The 16312-nt window shown below is 38.0% G+C and carries 20 protein-coding genes; 4 read left to right on the forward strand and 16 right to left on the reverse strand.

What is annotated here, in order from left to right:
- Positions 1–34: 34 nt before the first annotated feature.
- From MKL33_RS08905 to MKL33_RS08915, 3 genes are all read right to left on the reverse strand, one after another.
- On the reverse strand, positions 35–1243 hold the full coding sequence (locus MKL33_RS08905; RefSeq protein ID WP_000343018.1) for an IS256-like element ISAba26 family transposase: 1209 nt from the start codon (positions 1241–1243) through the stop codon (positions 35–37).
- Between the two features lie 108 nt (positions 1244–1351).
- Positions 1352–2050 (reverse strand): hypothetical protein, encoded by a 699-nt coding sequence (locus tag MKL33_RS08910; protein ID WP_032042613.1) that lies wholly within the window; start codon positions 2048–2050, stop codon positions 1352–1354.
- Entirely contained in the window at positions 2047–2886 is an 840-nt protein-coding gene (locus MKL33_RS08915) for a PAAR domain-containing protein (protein ID WP_032042791.1), read from the reverse strand. The genes MKL33_RS08910 and MKL33_RS08915 overlap by 4 nt, the downstream gene beginning before the upstream one ends.
- Before the next feature lie 207 nt (positions 2887–3093).
- Between MKL33_RS08915 and MKL33_RS08920 the strand changes: the two genes are divergently transcribed.
- On the forward strand, positions 3094–3681 hold the full coding sequence (locus tag MKL33_RS08920) for a hypothetical protein (protein WP_270906814.1): 588 nt from the start codon (positions 3094–3096) through the stop codon (positions 3679–3681).
- 22 nt (positions 3682–3703) lie between these two features.
- On the forward strand, positions 3704–4222 hold the full coding sequence (locus MKL33_RS08925) for a GNAT family N-acetyltransferase (protein ID WP_270906815.1): 519 nt from the start codon (positions 3704–3706) through the stop codon (positions 4220–4222).
- Between the two features lie 96 nt (positions 4223–4318).
- Here MKL33_RS08925 and MKL33_RS08930 read toward each other — a convergent pair whose 3' ends face one another.
- The 3 genes from MKL33_RS08930 to MKL33_RS08940 are packed head-to-tail and all read right to left on the reverse strand — an operon-like array spanning position 4319 to position 7012.
- Complete coding sequence (locus MKL33_RS08930) at positions 4319–5161, reverse strand: SDR family NAD(P)-dependent oxidoreductase (RefSeq protein ID WP_270906816.1); 843 nt, start codon at positions 5159–5161, stop codon at positions 4319–4321.
- Between the two features lie 45 nt (positions 5162–5206).
- Complete coding sequence (locus MKL33_RS08935) at positions 5207–6067, reverse strand: SDR family NAD(P)-dependent oxidoreductase (RefSeq protein ID WP_270906817.1); 861 nt, start codon at positions 6065–6067, stop codon at positions 5207–5209.
- Positions 6068–6097: 30 nt separating this feature from the next.
- Entirely contained in the window at positions 6098–7012 is a 915-nt protein-coding gene (locus tag MKL33_RS08940; protein ID WP_270906827.1) for an alpha/beta hydrolase, read from the reverse strand.
- A 191-nt stretch (positions 7013–7203) separates the two neighbouring features.
- On the opposite strand from MKL33_RS08940, the gene MKL33_RS08945 reads away from it, so the two are divergent.
- Positions 7204–8223 carry an AraC family transcriptional regulator gene (locus tag MKL33_RS08945; RefSeq protein ID WP_270906818.1) on the forward strand — a complete coding sequence of 340 codons (1020 nt, stop codon included), beginning with the start codon at positions 7204–7206 and terminating at the stop codon, positions 8221–8223.
- 43 nt (positions 8224–8266) lie between these two features.
- Here MKL33_RS08945 and adeT1 read toward each other — a convergent pair whose 3' ends face one another.
- From adeT1 to MKL33_RS08995, 10 genes are all read right to left on the reverse strand, one after another.
- Positions 8267–9262 carry a putative multidrug efflux protein AdeT1 gene (adeT1, locus tag MKL33_RS08950; protein WP_270906819.1) on the reverse strand — a complete coding sequence of 332 codons (996 nt, stop codon included), beginning with the start codon at positions 9260–9262 and terminating at the stop codon, positions 8267–8269.
- Positions 9263–9964: 702 nt separating this feature from the next.
- A complete protein-coding gene (locus MKL33_RS08955; RefSeq protein ID WP_270906820.1) occupies positions 9965–10093 on the reverse strand; it encodes a hypothetical protein in 129 nt (42 codons plus the stop codon).
- Positions 10094–10260: 167 nt separating this feature from the next.
- Positions 10261–11667, reverse strand: coding sequence for a zonular occludens toxin domain-containing protein (locus tag MKL33_RS08960; protein WP_270906821.1), 1407 nt, complete (start codon positions 11665–11667; stop codon positions 10261–10263).
- A gap of 19 nt (positions 11668–11686) precedes the next feature.
- A complete protein-coding gene (locus MKL33_RS08965) occupies positions 11687–11965 on the reverse strand; it encodes a DUF2523 family protein (protein ID WP_270906822.1) in 279 nt (92 codons plus the stop codon).
- A complete protein-coding gene (locus tag MKL33_RS08970) occupies positions 11958–13127 on the reverse strand; it encodes a virulence factor TspB C-terminal domain-related protein (protein ID WP_270906823.1) in 1170 nt (389 codons plus the stop codon). Before MKL33_RS08970 ends, MKL33_RS08965 begins: the two co-directional genes overlap by 8 nt.
- A gap of 97 nt (positions 13128–13224) precedes the next feature.
- A complete protein-coding gene (locus MKL33_RS08975; RefSeq protein WP_270906824.1) occupies positions 13225–13497 on the reverse strand; it encodes a hypothetical protein in 273 nt (90 codons plus the stop codon).
- Between the two features lie 14 nt (positions 13498–13511).
- Entirely contained in the window at positions 13512–13715 is a 204-nt protein-coding gene (locus MKL33_RS08980) for a hypothetical protein (RefSeq protein WP_270906825.1), read from the reverse strand.
- 2 nt (positions 13716–13717) lie between these two features.
- Positions 13718–14029: a hypothetical protein gene (locus tag MKL33_RS08985; RefSeq protein WP_270906826.1), complete on the reverse strand. Its 312-nt coding sequence runs from the start codon at positions 14027–14029 to the stop codon at positions 13718–13720.
- A gap of 201 nt (positions 14030–14230) precedes the next feature.
- Entirely contained in the window at positions 14231–14557 is a 327-nt protein-coding gene (locus MKL33_RS08990; RefSeq protein ID WP_068551095.1) for a hypothetical protein, read from the reverse strand.
- 8 nt (positions 14558–14565) lie between these two features.
- Positions 14566–15786, reverse strand: a complete 1221-nt coding sequence (locus MKL33_RS08995; protein WP_068551096.1) for a phage/plasmid replication protein, II/X family — start codon at positions 15784–15786, stop codon at positions 14566–14568.
- 122 nt (positions 15787–15908) lie between these two features.
- Here MKL33_RS08995 and MKL33_RS09000 point away from each other — a divergent pair, with 122 nt between their 5' ends.
- Positions 15909–16103, forward strand: a complete 195-nt coding sequence (locus MKL33_RS09000; RefSeq protein ID WP_017817109.1) for a hypothetical protein — start codon at positions 15909–15911, stop codon at positions 16101–16103.
- The last annotated feature ends 209 nt before the right edge of the window (positions 16104–16312 follow it).

Here is a 16312-nt window from a genome sequence, read left to right on the forward strand (position 1 = left end):
GAGCCTGTAAATTATTTTGTGTAAGTTCCATTTTTTATAAATGATCTTTTAATCGATCATCGAACTGAATCGTAAACCAATTCATTGCTAAACGCCAATTTTGAATTGGCATCGTCCATTTCTTCGCAGCATTTGATGTTGCTAAGTAAATGACCTTCTTTACTGAGTCATCAGATGAAAAGATTTTCCTTTTCTTCGTTGAATGGCGTATTACGCTATTCAACGACTCAATCGCATTTGTTGTATAAATTGCATGACGTATTTCGGCTGGATAGCTAAAGATCGTTCGGATATTTTCCCAATTGGCCCGCCAGGATTCTCCAATTTTGGGATACTGGTGATTCCATTGATCACAGAAGATGTCTAGGGATTTTAAAGCATTTTCCTCTGTACTTGCCTGATAAATCGCTTTCAGACCCGACGTAACAGCTTTGTAGTCTTTCCAGCTTACAAATCTCAGGCTATTGCGTACAACATGCACGATACACAGTTGAATATCAGTATGAGGGTAAACAGAGGCTATCGCGTCAGGGAAGCCTTTTAATCCATCTACACAGGCAACAAGAATGTCCTGTACTCCTCGATTTTTTAGCTCTGTCATGACTGACAGCCAGAATTTGGCACCTTCTGTCTGAGCAATCCACATACCCAGTAATTCTTTTTGCCCATCCATATTGATGCCTAAAGCAAGGTATACGGACTTGTTAATCACATTGGAGTGCTGACGGACTTTGACAACAATACAGTCAAGATAGACAACAGGATAAAGGCTATCTAAGGCTCTATTTTGCCACTCAGTCACTTGCTCAATCACAGCATCGGTAACTTTGCTGATGAGAGATGCTGACACATCGGCATCGTACATTTCTTTGAAGAAGGCTACAATTTCCCTATTAGTCATTCCTTTTGCATACAGTGAGAGGATTTGGTCATCCATACTGGTGATGCGTGTTTGGTGCTTTTTGATAATTTGTGGCTCAAATGAACCTTCTCGATCACGGGGAATATCTAAAGCCAGTTGTCCATCTTGAGTTGTAATGGTTTTAGAACTAAACCCATTACGGCTATTTGAGCCTTTCTTGGGCTGATGCTTTTCATAACCGAGATGGTCTGAAAGTTCAGTATTGAGTGCAGTTTCAATCATGAATTTTTTAAAGACTGCTGTCATTTGGTTTAAGTCTTCTGGTGTTTTTAGACCTTTAGCCAATTCGGCAGCCATACTTTTGATTGTTGCTTCATCCATGTGAAGTACCTTTTGTAATTATCCTCTGAAGGATAAATGAAAATTAAGTACTTACACAAAATTTAGAACAGTCCCAGCCCTGAATATTCGGGGCTTTTCACTTAAGTTTTACTTTAATGATTCTGGTACATAATTTGGTGAATCAGTACCATAAAATGACTCAACATCTGCATCATATAAAGATTTATATCTATCTTTTGATGCGACATCTTTAGTTTCATCAATAAATTTTTGTATTTTAGCTTTATAGTCAGTGTGACCAGCTTTATACATTTCAGTTAAATATACAAATTCGGCGTCTCTGTACTGGGGATCATTTTTGCTAGAAGATTTACTCAATTCGGTTTGTATGAGTTGGGCAGAAGCTTCGTGGCACTGTTGAATTTTTACTTTGGTCTCATTTAATTTTTCAAGCAATGTACATCTAAACATTATCCGTTGAGGCAAGGGGTTCTCTTTGATTTGTTGCTCATTTAACTCATAAGCCTCTTTATACATACCAGACAGCATATAAATATTCATCAATGCCATTTCTCTTTGTTTCTTGGCAGTAACTTTCTTAATTTCAGGTATTAAAGGTGCTAAAGTTTGTTTTATCTTTTCATCTTCACCAGAAGTCACAACTTCATTTGTGATTGTTTCATATCTATCTAAAATCGCTTTATCACTTGCTGATAGTTCAGTTCTGGCGTTTTGAGTACTGTTTTTCGTAGTATCTACCTTTGTTTGTTCATTTGATGCCTTGCTACAAGCAGTAACTCCAAACACAGAAATGAGAACAATAGTACTGATTAATTTTCTATTCATGATTTACGTCTTGATGCTGAATTTAAAGTAAAAGAGAAGCGAGTGTGAGGTGGGTTTGGTCGAACAGTGCCGCCATCAAATTTTGCTGTATAACCCATAGTTAAAGTTGCTTCTATAGTTGATAAATCAGGTTTAGGTAGAGTTACTTTACACTGACCTACAGGCTCCTTAGAGTTTTCTGTTGACCAAACGCCTTTTCCCTTTTCCAAACGTATTTTTCCTAAACTCTGATTGTTATGCACAAGATCAAGTGTTGCGTATGGAAAAATTGTAGCATCACCGCTTAATGTTGGAGGAAGCATCGAAACTGTCACGAAAAGTTCTTGCCCTTTTAGAATATAAGTAACTATGAAAGTACATACACCTGAAACAGCCTGACTAATTGCCCCAAAAATATTTTTCTTATCTTCATCGTACGGGAAAATACCATTTGTAAATTTTACATATTTCGTTGTGTTTTGCTCGATGTAGTAGTTCTCATATTCATCTTTAACAAAACTGTCTGTGGCTGGTTGTTTCTGTGAAATTGGAGCTGATGATGATTTTGAAGCTGATGATGCCGCACCTCCACCATTGTCCTGAACAACCAAGTTTTGTTGAGGCAGTAATTTACAACCACAAGAGAGTGAATCATTTACTCGAGCAGCAGCTTTCCCAAAGATCTGCATGCACGGATCGCCAGATACAATAGTTGCAACGACTTTATGAGTTGGGCATGTAGCTTTATCACCTACACATGCAACTGCAATACCGTCAATAAGGAACATACTATTCCCTGAGATTACTTGACCACCGCCAGTAGTAGGACAGCCTATAGTTATATATGGTGTCGCCAAAACTATTCCTTCTTATTTTAGTGAAGTGACGGAATGATAGCAAAGAGGGGTAGACAGTGCTGTATAGTTTTCTTAAACCGCTATAAAATTTAGTTAGGTAATTTTATAATACACAGCAATAACGAATTTTAAGCGCCGTACTAATAAGTAAGATTCAATAAGTACAGTGGTTTTATTAAACAATAAACATAGAAAATTGAGTATTGGATGCCAAATCAATTTGAAACACATACTTCAGATGCGGGAACTACTATTCATTTAAAAATGAATGGTGAGCTTATAAAAAACCTAATAGCTTTGGATTGTATAGCGATAACTTTGTTTGACATTGTATTTGTATATGGTTTTTATGAAGTGTATGCAGAGAATGATGGTGTCCTAACACTTGTTTTAATATTTCTAGTATTACCATTTATTTTCTACTTACATTATGAATATAGAAAAAATAAACGATTGGCTAAGAATGCCGAGGAAATATTTTTTATTTCCAAAAACAATCTTCGCATTTCCAAAGAATGTCTTGGGGAAAAATTGTTAACAAAGGATATTAATACTCAAAAGATTATTGAAATTGTCTACAGACCTTGGGGTGGTAACTCAAATCCGCCTTTTTTACCAGATTGTAGCCAAGGTACTATTCACTTAATTGGATATGATGGTGGTTGTTCATTTGGTATTAATCTTAACAAAGAGGAAGCAGAGGCATTCATTACCGAATTGCGTTCATTAATTATGCAATACCAAGAACCTAGACACTTTATTTTTGCCCCGCATATGCATTTAGCAAAAGATTGAGTTGAACTAATTGAGAAAAAATATGAAAGATATTGAAATCTTAGAAATAAATGAAATTGGCGATTATGAAAAAGACTTATCGCTATTGTTAGAAGATTCTATCAATAGCGGAGCTTCAATAGGTTTTCTGGCTCCGATAGAAAAGAACGAAGTCGTAAATTATTGGGGTGAGGTCAATCATAAATTAGCACAAGGTAATAGCCGCCTATGGATTGCCATACAACAAGGAAAGATTGTGGGTAGTGTTCAGTTGTCTTTGGTAAGTAAAAAGAATGGCGTTCACAGAGCTGAAGTTGAAAAACTCATGGTGCTTAGATCGGCAAGAAAACAAGGAATAGCTACATTACTAATGAATGAACTAGAAAATTTTGCACGAGAAAAAGGTCTGCGCTTACTTGTTTTAGATACACGTGAAGGCGATGTGTCTGAGCTTTTATATAGCAAAATTGGATTTGTTCGTGTGGGAGTAATTCCGAATTTTGCACTAAGTTCAAATGGGAACTATGACGGCACAGCGATTTATTATAAAAAGCTTGTTTGATAACAATCAAACTGTATATATACCTGAAACTACTTTTAACATATAACGCTTCCTAAAGAACACGGATATCTCAACAACATCCGTGTCCCAAAATACTTAAAATGAATTATGGTTTTTTTCTGCCAAAAGCATGGTTTGTTTAAGCTGTTTACGGTTGAAACCTAGAAACTCAATCACATTTCTAAACAATGCTGGTGCTTTAGCAATCGGAGTATTTATTTTAGGTACAACTGTCATATCTTTACGCCGTTCTATGCTCTCAACTACGCTTAAAACAACTTCTTCAATAGAGATATATTTCCAAATACCAGAGTTACTTTTCCATACAGCTTTACCTGCTGGGTCATTTTGAATACTGTCCATCATTGGGGTCTTAAAGAAAGTTGGATGAAGGCTACCAACAGCTATATTTGAATACTTTAATTCTAAGCGGAGACTGTCACAAAGTGCCCAGACGCCTGCTTTACTCGAAGTATAATGAGTGTTTAACGGGGAGTGGACGAAAGCCGCCATTGAAGATACAGCCAGTAAATATCCCTGAGTTTGTTTTACATACGGTATAGCTGCGCGAAAAGTACGAAATACCCCTGTAAGGTTAATATCAATAGTTCGCTCAAAGGTTTCAGGAGCCATATGTTCTAATGCTTCGGTTGTAGCTATGCCTGCATTTGCAATTACCACATCAATTTTACCGAAGTGTTGAGCTGCATTTGCCATAGCCGTTTCTAGGCTTTCTAAAGAGCGGACATCGGCTAACCAACCTGCAGCAATGCTTTTTCCACCTAGCTGTTTTGCCTGATTTTCAACTTTGCTAAGGTCTAAATCTAGGAGTACTAGTTTTGCACCTTTGGCCTGTAATGCCTGAGCAATCGCAAGTCCTAGACCACCTGTTGAACCTGTGATGACCACAACTTTATCTTTTAATTTGTACTTAGACATATCAGATTTCCAGACATTTTTATAAATGGGCTTTAAGACAATGGATTATTTCTGGATAGGTTTAGATTCACTTTCAAGTTGTTGAAGTAATCCCTGTAACTTCTTATGGCGTACAACCATTGCATCACTAGCTGTACTAAACAGTCCGCGTAATATTGAGAACGGAACCCAACGCACTGGAGCAAAAATGCGTGGCTGGCGACGCTGCACACCTTTTACAATTGCTTGCGCCATATATTCTGGAGAAATAGGCTTGCGTAACCATGCCGGAAATGCTGCTTCAATCATCTTCGTTACAGTAGGGTTACCCCCAAAGGCAACCTTGGCGATCGGTGTTGCTGTCCAGCCCGGATAGACAACACTAGCGGTTGCACCGGTATATGCAATCTCTGTACGGAGACAGCGTCCAAGCATTTCTACTGCCGCCTTTGAAGCTGCATATGGAGCGTTTGCCATTCCATTGACAAAGCAATAAACAGAAGAGGTTATGAGGATTTGTCCTTTGTTGCGAGTCACCTCTGGTAAGGCAGCACGGACTGTGCGCCAGACTCCAAGTAAATCAACCTCAACAATCTTATCGAACTCAGCTTCATCACAGCTAGCAATTGTCGAAGCACCATCACGCCATGAGATACCTGCATTAGCGAAAGCTATATCTAGGTGTCCAAAGTGTTTTATTGTTTTCTGGACTACATCTTTTGTGGCTACTGCATCAGTAACGTCTAGCGCTAATGGTAAAACACGAGATGCCTCAAATTCAGATGCAAGTTTATCTACAGCTTCCTGTTGCATATCGGTAAGTACCAAGTTTGCACCTAATGCATAAAATTCACGGGCTGTTGCTGCACCAATCCCTCCAGCGGCTCCTGTAATTAAAACAACTTTTTTGTTAAGGTCATATTTCATGGTCTTTCTCCAAACGTTTTGAATTTACTGTTACTTGACGGGAACGATGCGTTTAAGAAAGTCAATCTGATCACGAACAACACGCTCAAAAGCTTCTCCAACGTAAATTTCAAAATGACCATCGGCGTAGTGCTTAATTTCATGATTGGGTGTATGGCTCGCATGACGCAATGTTGTTTTTGAGGGTGCAACAGAGTCGGTATCGCAGACACAAAACAACACGGGCGCTTGAATACGTGATGTCTTACGACCCGGGTAATAGCGTATGATGTCGAGTACAAAACGTGCAGCGACATAGTTCGGAATATTTGAACCTGAAGGCATGAGTGCGAGGTAGCCTGAATAAGCGTCAGGTGCATTCATTAATGCTGTATGTCCTGTTGGAGCTGCAAGAGGCACCATGACTGGCTTGGCGGCGAACATTGATCCAATCTTGTCTTTTAAAGCGAGTCCCGTGAGCTTAAGGGTCGTTATTGGGTTCATTGCCATGCTGGATGAGAAACCATCAGTGAAGGGGCATTGTGATATAACAGCAGCAAGCCGATTATCATTAGCAGCTGTTGCCAATACATGGCCTCCACCGAAAGAAGTCCCCCATATAACTATGCGGTTTGGGTCAATTTTTTCTAGGCTACGTGCATAGGCAATGGCGGCTTTCCAGTCTTCGAGCTGACTTTTTATATCTAGTAATTGTCGAGGTTGTCCTTCGCTATCACCAAAATAGCGATAATCAAACACTAAACAAGCATAACCCTCTGCCACAAAGCGTTCTGCAAAAGCAGTTAAACGCATTCTACGAGTACCGCCAAGTCCGTGCGCCATCACAATAATTGGTGTAGTGGCCTCGGTCGCTGGACGATATAAATAGGCACTGCATTTCAAGCCATTTGAATTAAACTGAACATCAAGTGGCGCTTGGGGCACATTATTTAGACTTTTACCCATCGTATTTTTCTCAATATTGGCTATAACCCTATCTTCTGAAAAATAATGAGATAGGGCTTGATGAAAGCTGCCATATTGCTTGACACTTTGCGCCAAAATTTGGATTGAGTAGGTGTGTTTAGTCATTTGCTTTTGTTTAAAAGCTTTAAGTACACTAATTGATAATTGGCGCCAAATTAGAACTATACGGAATGAATGGATTGAATAAGCCGTTATATAGAAGAAGGATTTCTGAAATCTATGTTCAGTTATTATTTGAATATCTGGAAAAACTAGGACATGACCCAGAAAAGGTGCTGGGTGAACCGTGGCCTAAAGCAGATTCAAATCATTTAGAAGGCGTAGATATCGACCATTGGGAAAATCTTCTTATTATTGCTAAAGATTATTTAAATGACCCTTTTATTGGTTTGCATGTGGGTCAAACCATTACAGCTCAGCATTTAGGTGTTTTAGGATCTGTATTTCTTGCCTGTGAAAATCTGGGGGCAGTTTTAGATAGGTTTGAACGATATCAGCGGCTTGTCTATGATGTTTATCCTGCTACTGTTTACATTCATACTGAATATGTAGAACTTTCATGGGATACAAAAGGTGAGCAAGTCGGCCCTTTATCGGACGAAACTGGCCGTACCGTTATAGTTCAATTTTGCCGTAGTCTCATTAGAGGAAAAGTAAAACTAAAAGAAATACATTTTATTCATGAACAGCCTGAAAATATTAAGCCTTATGAAGAATATTTCGGCTGTCCTGTACTTTTTGAGCAACCCGTGGCACTTATGCATTTTGATAAGGAAGTCTTAAGTCTACCGCTTAAAAACTCCGACGCGGCTTTAGTTGCCATACTAGAAAAGCATGCCGACAAGTTACTGGCAAGCCTGCCACATATTGATGAAATTACAGATCAAGTCCGTAAACAGATTGCTTACTTACTTCATCAAGGCGAACCAACTATTGAACAACTTGCAGAGCGATTAAATTATTCACGTAGAACCTTACAACGCCGTTTAACCGATGCAGGTACGAATTTTCGGAAAGAATTAAATATTGTCCGTTATGAATTGGCAAAATCGTATTTAAAAGATCTAAGGCTACAAATTGTAGAAATAGCCTTACTGTTAGGTTATGCCGAGCACAGCCCATTTACACGGGCTTATAAAGAGTGGTCGGGTAAAACACCACAACAAGCCCGCGAGGAAATGAATAACTGAGGGTAGAGCCTCTTAAAATGAGATGTGCATATGTTTTGAGTGTTCATTCATCATTTAACGCACATTCAAAGTTACTAGGATTTTCTTTACATCTTACCTTTTTCAAAAAGTTCATCATTTTAGGGTCATAAATACCTGCCTTGGTTAGCTGTATACGTGCCTCGCGCATCATCTTCATATAGTTTAATTGTTCATTTTTAGGAATATCCATCCAATATTTTGAAGGAATATCACTTTCATATTTAGCAATAATGCCAAACGTTCTATTGAGTTGGCTGGCTACCCAAGTTCGAGACTTTTGCCCAAAACCTGCTGGAAACTGGTCTTTACGAATAATGAAGTTTGCTGAAATTTGAGTTAAAGGAAAACGAACAATTGCTCCTTTCTCACCTAAACCTTTGTGTAGTTCAAAAGGTTTAAATGCCACAATAGGAGCGGGCACAATATCAATTTCATGGTTGTTAAACTTCGCACCAGCATTAGTCACGTCTACCGATACAGCCTGACCACCAACATGTTGAACAAGCTTGGGTTGGGCTTCATCGTATTTAAATACCCCAATTTTTTTACCAGCAGCTTTAGCGAGTGTATTGATACTTCTATCATTTACAAATAAGTATGCAGGGCCAATTGTGCCTAAACCTGCAATTTCATAAGGGCCTACCACCATGTTTTTTGCGGCCATTGGTGAAGACAACAGCTTATAGGCATTAATTGCCGTTTTCATATTTGTTAATGCGCCAACTGCATCTAAAGATCCTGTATATTTATTAAACTGACGGCCACGTAAACCACTAATAATAGCGCCATCACACTTACCGACTTTTAAATCTTCAGCCGCAACGCGTTCATCTACATATGCTTTTAAAGATAGATCAGCACCCCAATTTTTAGCTTCAAGTGCATAGTCTTTGGCTAAAGCGAAAGCATCTCCCGATTTACCAATGGGGTCATACACACAAACGACTTGTTGTTTTGCATAAATAGTTGTTGTTAAACATGTGCTTGCAATAAGTAAAATAGTTTTAAAACGATCCATATTTAATTATCCATTATTTAAATTATAAAAATTATTTTATGAATCTTGCTTGGATTAGATATGACATTTAAATAAGAATTTAAAGAGAAAATGTCAAAAGAGAGCTTGGGATCAGCATCTTATTTTTTTTTAATTGTATGGCTATGTTGTATATGAATGGAGATCTACCATTGAACTAAACTTAAACAACAGCTGCATACACGTACTATATTGTTTTTTTTCACGTATATAAAGGGTTTTTTTTAATATTTTATTTAAATTTCAATAGCATACAATGATTTAGGTTTCAGTTTTTAATTTAACAGGCTAAAAGTTTTGAGGCTTAAAAGGCGATTTAGAAAAAGAAATCTGTATAGCAGCCAGTAGTCGCAAATAAAGTGTAATGACAACTTACAGAAAGTTGTCTAGAAAATTATTCTGGTTAAGATTAGAAATAGGGTTTAATACTAAGCATCCAATAGAACCAGCTTAGGCGTTTAGTAAGTTGCTTGAGCAATAGATACTAAGCTGCGAATTTAGTGTAGTAAAGAATAAACGGCGTAAGCAACGTAGAGTAGCCAGAGCCTTATATATGGTAGGTTTTTAAATCTCTTATTTAACATAATATACATTATGCGAACTTTCAGACACTAAAAAATATGCTGAAAATTTTATGAAAAATTTCAGTTTTTCATAAAATCATTTCAGCTTAAAAAGGGCAACTTAAGGGATATATTGATCATCATCTTGCTGATATCTAAGATCACGATGAAAAGACACAGTAAACTTAATAATAATTGCTACAGTCAAAAAGACCATAAATATAAGTTGAACCCAATCTGAAAACTGCATCATATATCCCCTAGTCGGAGTGTCTAGACTACGCCTTGAGACACTCGAAAAATACGTTAAATCAATTGTTATACGCGATGTGTCTCAATTCCCCTGAAGACACTCCTTTATGACACTACGTTACATCAAATAGACGGTTTTTGTAATCAGAGAAAAGAAATTTAAATCTATGAAATAACTGCTGTTATTGGCTTTTCTTCTTGAACAGTCCTAACTGGTGGTTCTAGTTGTGGTTGATTAGCGATTTGCGGTTGTTCTTGCTTAAAGTAATTAAATGGCCTATCACCCTGATCTATAAGCTTCTTGCAGTCAGAGCTGCTTACATCGTGCAGAATCGTACCTTGTTGGGTATAAGCAAGATAACGCCCATTCTTTTTAACACAGCCACTAAAAACGGGTTTAGCGCTCACCTGATAAGAAACAGACTTTTGAATCTGATCATCATACGGTTTAGATGGGTTATATGAGACTTGGTTTGTCGTTGTTTGCTGTGCAGGAACTACAGAAGAGCCATTTTTAGAAATGTCATTAAACCATTTAACACATTCAGGCTTTTCAACATTAGCAGCCTTTCTACATTCAGTATCAGCATTAAACTCTGATTTAGTAGTTGTAGCAGCCTGTGTGGTTGTAGATGCCTGATTAGCTTTAGGTTGAGGAACAGGCTTACCAGTAACCTGATCATAAATAACATTGTCTTTAGTCGCGAAATGAAAAAAAAGCCCAACCATCACAATGACGACAGCACCAATAAAAAATATAAATTTCGGAATACGTTTTTTATGCGTATTAATCGTTGTTGATTTATAAAGCGTGAAAATACGGTCAGCAGGTTTAAAAGTGAATTTAGCTTCACAATTAATTTTATTCACTAAAGCGTTAGGATTATCACGAGCCGATCCGTATTGATAGACTTTCGGAGTCCACCCCCAAGGACGAGTAATGTGATAGTGACAACCGATCAACTCTTTTACAGCAGGATGTAAATAACGGGTAGCTTGAGTAATGATATAGAAATCAAAACCTCTATGACGATGAATCGTTAATTCCATAATCATAGGATCTTCGGACTTTTTATTCTTATATGGTTCTACAAGCTGAATCTCGTCAATTACGATTACAGAGCCATCTGGGGCATCACGCCAATCATGAATCAATGGTCTAGTATAAGGAATCTTGCAGGCTTTAATATTTGTATAAATGGTACGTACAGGTTGCAATAATTCGAACTTTTGAGGACCATGTATATCATTGATACGGTCTACAATTTCATTGTATTGAGTTGTTTTCTTAAAGTAATCATCTGGACGTAAATCGTCAAAATCTTCATTTAAGAATAAAAAGTAATCATCTGTTAAAGGTTCAATAATTGTTTTACGAGCAGAACCCGAACCCTGCTCATAAGAATAATAAAGAAATTCTTCCTTGAACTTCTCAAACAATGGTTTATTAAATTCAAATATAGTCTTATTTTTGCGTACATTAATAAAATTGGAACGTTCCAATTTATCTAACTGAGTGACAACAAAAGCCGTTTTAGATGCTCCAGGCGTCCCCGTAACTAAGTGCAACATGATTTAATTTCCTATCTTATTATTTTGACTTCATTAAATGTAATGGTGAAGATTGTCTAAAATGCTTTGTGACAATTGCACCGAGTACCAAAGAAAAATAAATGTGTAATCCAGTAACACTAGCCATCTGTAAAAGCACTGAAGGAAGTTGATATACAGAACTTTTAAAGTGCTCAATCATCGTGCTAATAATGGCTAAAGAGACACCAGCAGTACCCAACATCAAACCAGAACCAACAAGAATATTTTTGATAAATCCACGATTAGCACTAGCAAATAAAGTCGATAAACTAGCCATCTTGACGAACCCCCGAAACTATATAGAGAGCATGCAAAGCACCAAGAGACACAACAATTGGATAAACAAAGGTTGATATAGCCTGACACCAGATTGTGAAATCAAATGAAAAATCAAGAGTCTGACCATTCCAAGAAAATGAAAGAGGAATTTTTTCGGGACAACCAGTTGCAAAGTTAATTTGGGTGTCTGGCTCAGGAATATTAGGCTCATTAAATTCGAGCTTATCACTTGAGTTTGAAGGTTCCTTAACCCAATCAGTTACAGACTTTTCCCAACTTGCAAATGTCCGAGGAAAATTAATAACAGCATTCGCAGCCTGACAAACTGAAGGTGCCCAATCGCAGAACACAGGGAAATTTAATGCAATGTCAGTCGGTGGAGCTTTAGGTGCTGTAGGATCATCGGGATTTGCTTGAGGTACAGCTTGCCCTTGAGCCGTGTTCGAAGTCGGAATAGATTGTGACTGATTTAGCTGATTAACAATTTCAGATTGTGGAACAATTTGTCTTTGTTCATCATTATCTAAAGCAGTGTCTGCAACAGATGAAACGTAGGCTTTAGCATCTTCTTTTCCCGCAGCATCACCAATGATTTGAGATGCTACAGCATCGTAAGGTAAATATCTTTCTTCAGTTGTAGTAGAACTAACAAGAGCATAAGCCCAAGATGCTTGAATAACTTCAGGGTCTTTAGTTCCGTAATTGCAAGTTGAGCCATTGTGATGCAAATATGAAGGACGAGCAGCACTACATGCTTGATCAAGAGTCATATCTGGATACACAATACCATTGACCATCCAGTCCCCAACCTCACCGGGGGCATTATATTTAACTCTGTTGTTTGCAGGATCCATGACGTACTCAACACCGTCAATTAGAGCTTTAATTGCAAGATCAACAGCTAAGACAGCACCCGTCCTTACAATCATCTTTGAAACTTGGGAAACGGTTGGCGTAATTGCAGCAGTCCCCTTAGCTGCATAAGTCTTACCATTCAAAACAACTTCTTTAGCACCATCATAAAATGTCGTAGCACCTTGCACTAACCGCTTGCTAATAGACCAGCCATCAGCAGCAGTCGAAGCACGGACAGCATTAAAAGGCATCATGTGTATGCTAAACATCAATAATATAGTTAGATATTTTTTATAACGACCCATGTGACCACCACTATTGTTATAGGTAAAATCCAATAAAAAATTGAAGCTTCTGGCATACATCACCCCAAAATAAGGAAGCCCCCGAAGGGGCTAGTTTTTAAGCAGCGTTAGCGCCTTTATTAAGTTTTCGATACCCGATAATGATTGCTGTAATAGTCGCAGCAGCAACCAAAACAGTAATGATGATTGCTTGTGATGCTGTGAGCTGACCAGTAATTGCAGTCCCCACCTCAGTTAAACCCTCAGCATGTGCAGTACCAGCACCCGCAAGAATTAAACCTGTACCCGCAGCAAAACGACCACGGAATTTTTGGAACCAAGTTTTTTGATGAGCTTGTTGAGTCATTGGTGTTACGTTTGAATAAGCCATGATGTTTCTCCTATTTAGGCTAGTTTTGCAGCTTTCATAATGAAGCTGTAAGCGATCAAAAGACCGCATATCTCCGCTATAGCTTTTGATATAGCGATAGAATCTGCTTGCGTTATTGCCAAGCCATTGAAGACCTGAGCAATAGATAAAGGCACATAAGCCGTACACGTCTGCACGTTATTAACGATTTCAATAGCTGAGCAAACGTAAACGTCCATGATTATTTCCCTTTATTTCTAAGACGCTGAAGTGCTTGACGTTTTAAAAATTGTTGTTGTTCTAAAGTGAAATATTCACCCTTAAACAAATACAAATATTCGAAACTGTCACCACGTTCATGACGACCATTCATATTTCGAAAACGTATACGCTTAGGACGTCTTAAACGCTCCCCTAAGCGGTCAATAGAATCAATAAGACGACCAAAAAAGAAAACACCTGTGAGAAGACCCAAGATGAATACAGCAATGAATAGTGGCGATAATGAGTTAAGTAACTCAGTCACAATTCGAGCATTTTCTAATTCAGTCATTAATTAACCCTCACACTTAGACATATGAAAATGCAAATACTGCCAATGAAATAGAGAGAGGCACTTTGGGCACTCCGCTTGATTATCCCCTAGCATTGCTATAATATTCATACTAATAATTGCTCTAAGTTATTGATTTATTTACATATTATACATTATACGAAGTGTTTTATTATTAACACTTTGATTCGTATAGCTTTATTACGCTGCTTCCACAACATCAAAATCCAAAGCTACTAATACAGCCTTTGGTTGTTTGCCTGTGAAATCCCAATCAAAGATCAACTTAGCTTTGTTTGGTAATTCCTGATGAAGATAATCATTGAAGAACTGAGCGCCTTTAATCTTGTAGTCAGTCGATTTAAAACCGATTGCGCCTTGTTCTTTTTCTTTTTCTGAATATTCTTGAAGTACAGTTACAACCGTATTTGAGAACTTGATTTCTTTACCAGTTGACTGATCTTGGAAATCACCCGCGGATTTACGGATACCTGTAACTGTCATAATTGGATGTTGTGAATTGTTCATTTGCTCACCTATGCGATTTTGTAGTTAAACTGCGAAACTGGCTCTTCATACCAGTTTGGCAATTGTTGATTGAAGTCGATTTCTACGAGCTTTACGAATGGAATGATGTTTGATGCCTTCTCATCGTGAAGGTTCTGCAAATATGCCTTTGAAAAGCCACATTCACACAATTGGGAAATTAGGTTATAAAACTGAGACTTACCGTAATTATTTTTAATCTCATCGAATCCTTTTTCACGGATAAGACAAAACATCGCGAATAAATTACGTACTTTAGTGTGAGAAACCTTGCCAGATTTGGTCATAACAACTTCTGAGCGTTCAATGGCTTCAAGTACACTTGTATCATCTGTTAATTTCATAGTTTGACCTCGCAAGGCTTCAAAAATGCTATGAGTAGCTTTGTTCCAGAGTGTTTGAAGTAAATCAGGGTTAGAACGTTGAAACTTAATTAAATCAAAGAGATTGGTAGGAATTCCATTACGTTCGAGCCAACGCTTTTTTAAACGTGATTCAAAACGTAAAAGACCGATAGTCCAGTTAATCAGATCCGAATTGGACATGACCTCAACAACTCGTTGAGCTGCTTTATCATTTTTCTTTGCGAGCATTTTATACTCTTCAAATTGAGCGATAAATTCATCATGCTTCATATAACACTTGTGATTCACAAGCCTTGAAGTCTGACCTCCCCAATAGACTGAACTATCGAAACGCTTATTACTTAAACGAGTCTGGCCATTACTGACATTACTCAAGAAATCCAAAACTTTTTTAGCCGTGCTCTGGTCTTTCAAACGTGCTGAATAAGTCACATCGATATGTGATACCCAAGCACGAGGCCAATCTAGCATTCTTGCTAAGACTGGATAGGCTTCATGTAGAAAGCCGATCATTTCCATAGCACCCTGCTCTATGTTGTCACTTCCAAATACGTTATGACCTTGTAACAGCTTTGCAGGCGAAGCCTTGATCTGTACGTATGGTTCATAACTTGCATCGAAAAACACTTTCATTGCCATACCTGTGTAGTGTGTTGGCACTGATTCATAGGGATGAAATAAAGCAGCAGCAGAAATAGAACCGTCGTCATTCTTATGAACTGAACGCGAAGCAAGTGGTATTTCAATTGAATGCAGATCGACATCTACAAAAAAATAACGTCCTTCTGAATCGACTGAAAAAAAGCTCGATTCGAATGGAGCGTTAATGCAAATATGATCTAACATAAAAAAGTTACCAAGTAACCGCGTTTAAAAGATTAAACAAAATTACTAGGTAACTTGTCAACTCGTAAAACGAGTTAATATTAAAAAAGTTACCTAGTTATTTAGTTACAAGGCGTTTACAAATGAGCAAGGTCTATAAAATACGCAGTGAAGAAGTTGAAGACGTGAAAGAAACACTGATGAAATTCGTCGTACAGAAAAAATCACTGATGGCAGAAAGTGACGTAATTCACGCTCTTATCAAATACCACTTAAAGGATTTAAAGGCAGAAGAAGTCATAAGATACAGACAGGAAGTGCTGGGTAAAGACGAATAATTTCCGAAATATCGGACTAGAGTCCACCATTAGAAAGCGTGGACTCCTCTTCCGCCCCGCGGCTCGGTCGGTCGGGCGTCGAAGCTCCTTCTCCCTCCCTCACCGCTTGGCGTTCAAGATTCGCATAATGCAGATTGATGTTAAAAAGCCCCGTGAGACGAACAATGTTCTCACTGGGGCTTAGTAACATAATCTGTGCACCACATTAT

The sequence above is a fragment of the Acinetobacter sp. AOR43_HL genome, assembly GCF_027854635.1.
In the GTDB taxonomy this organism is placed as follows: domain Bacteria; phylum Pseudomonadota; class Gammaproteobacteria; order Pseudomonadales; family Moraxellaceae; genus Acinetobacter; species Acinetobacter pittii.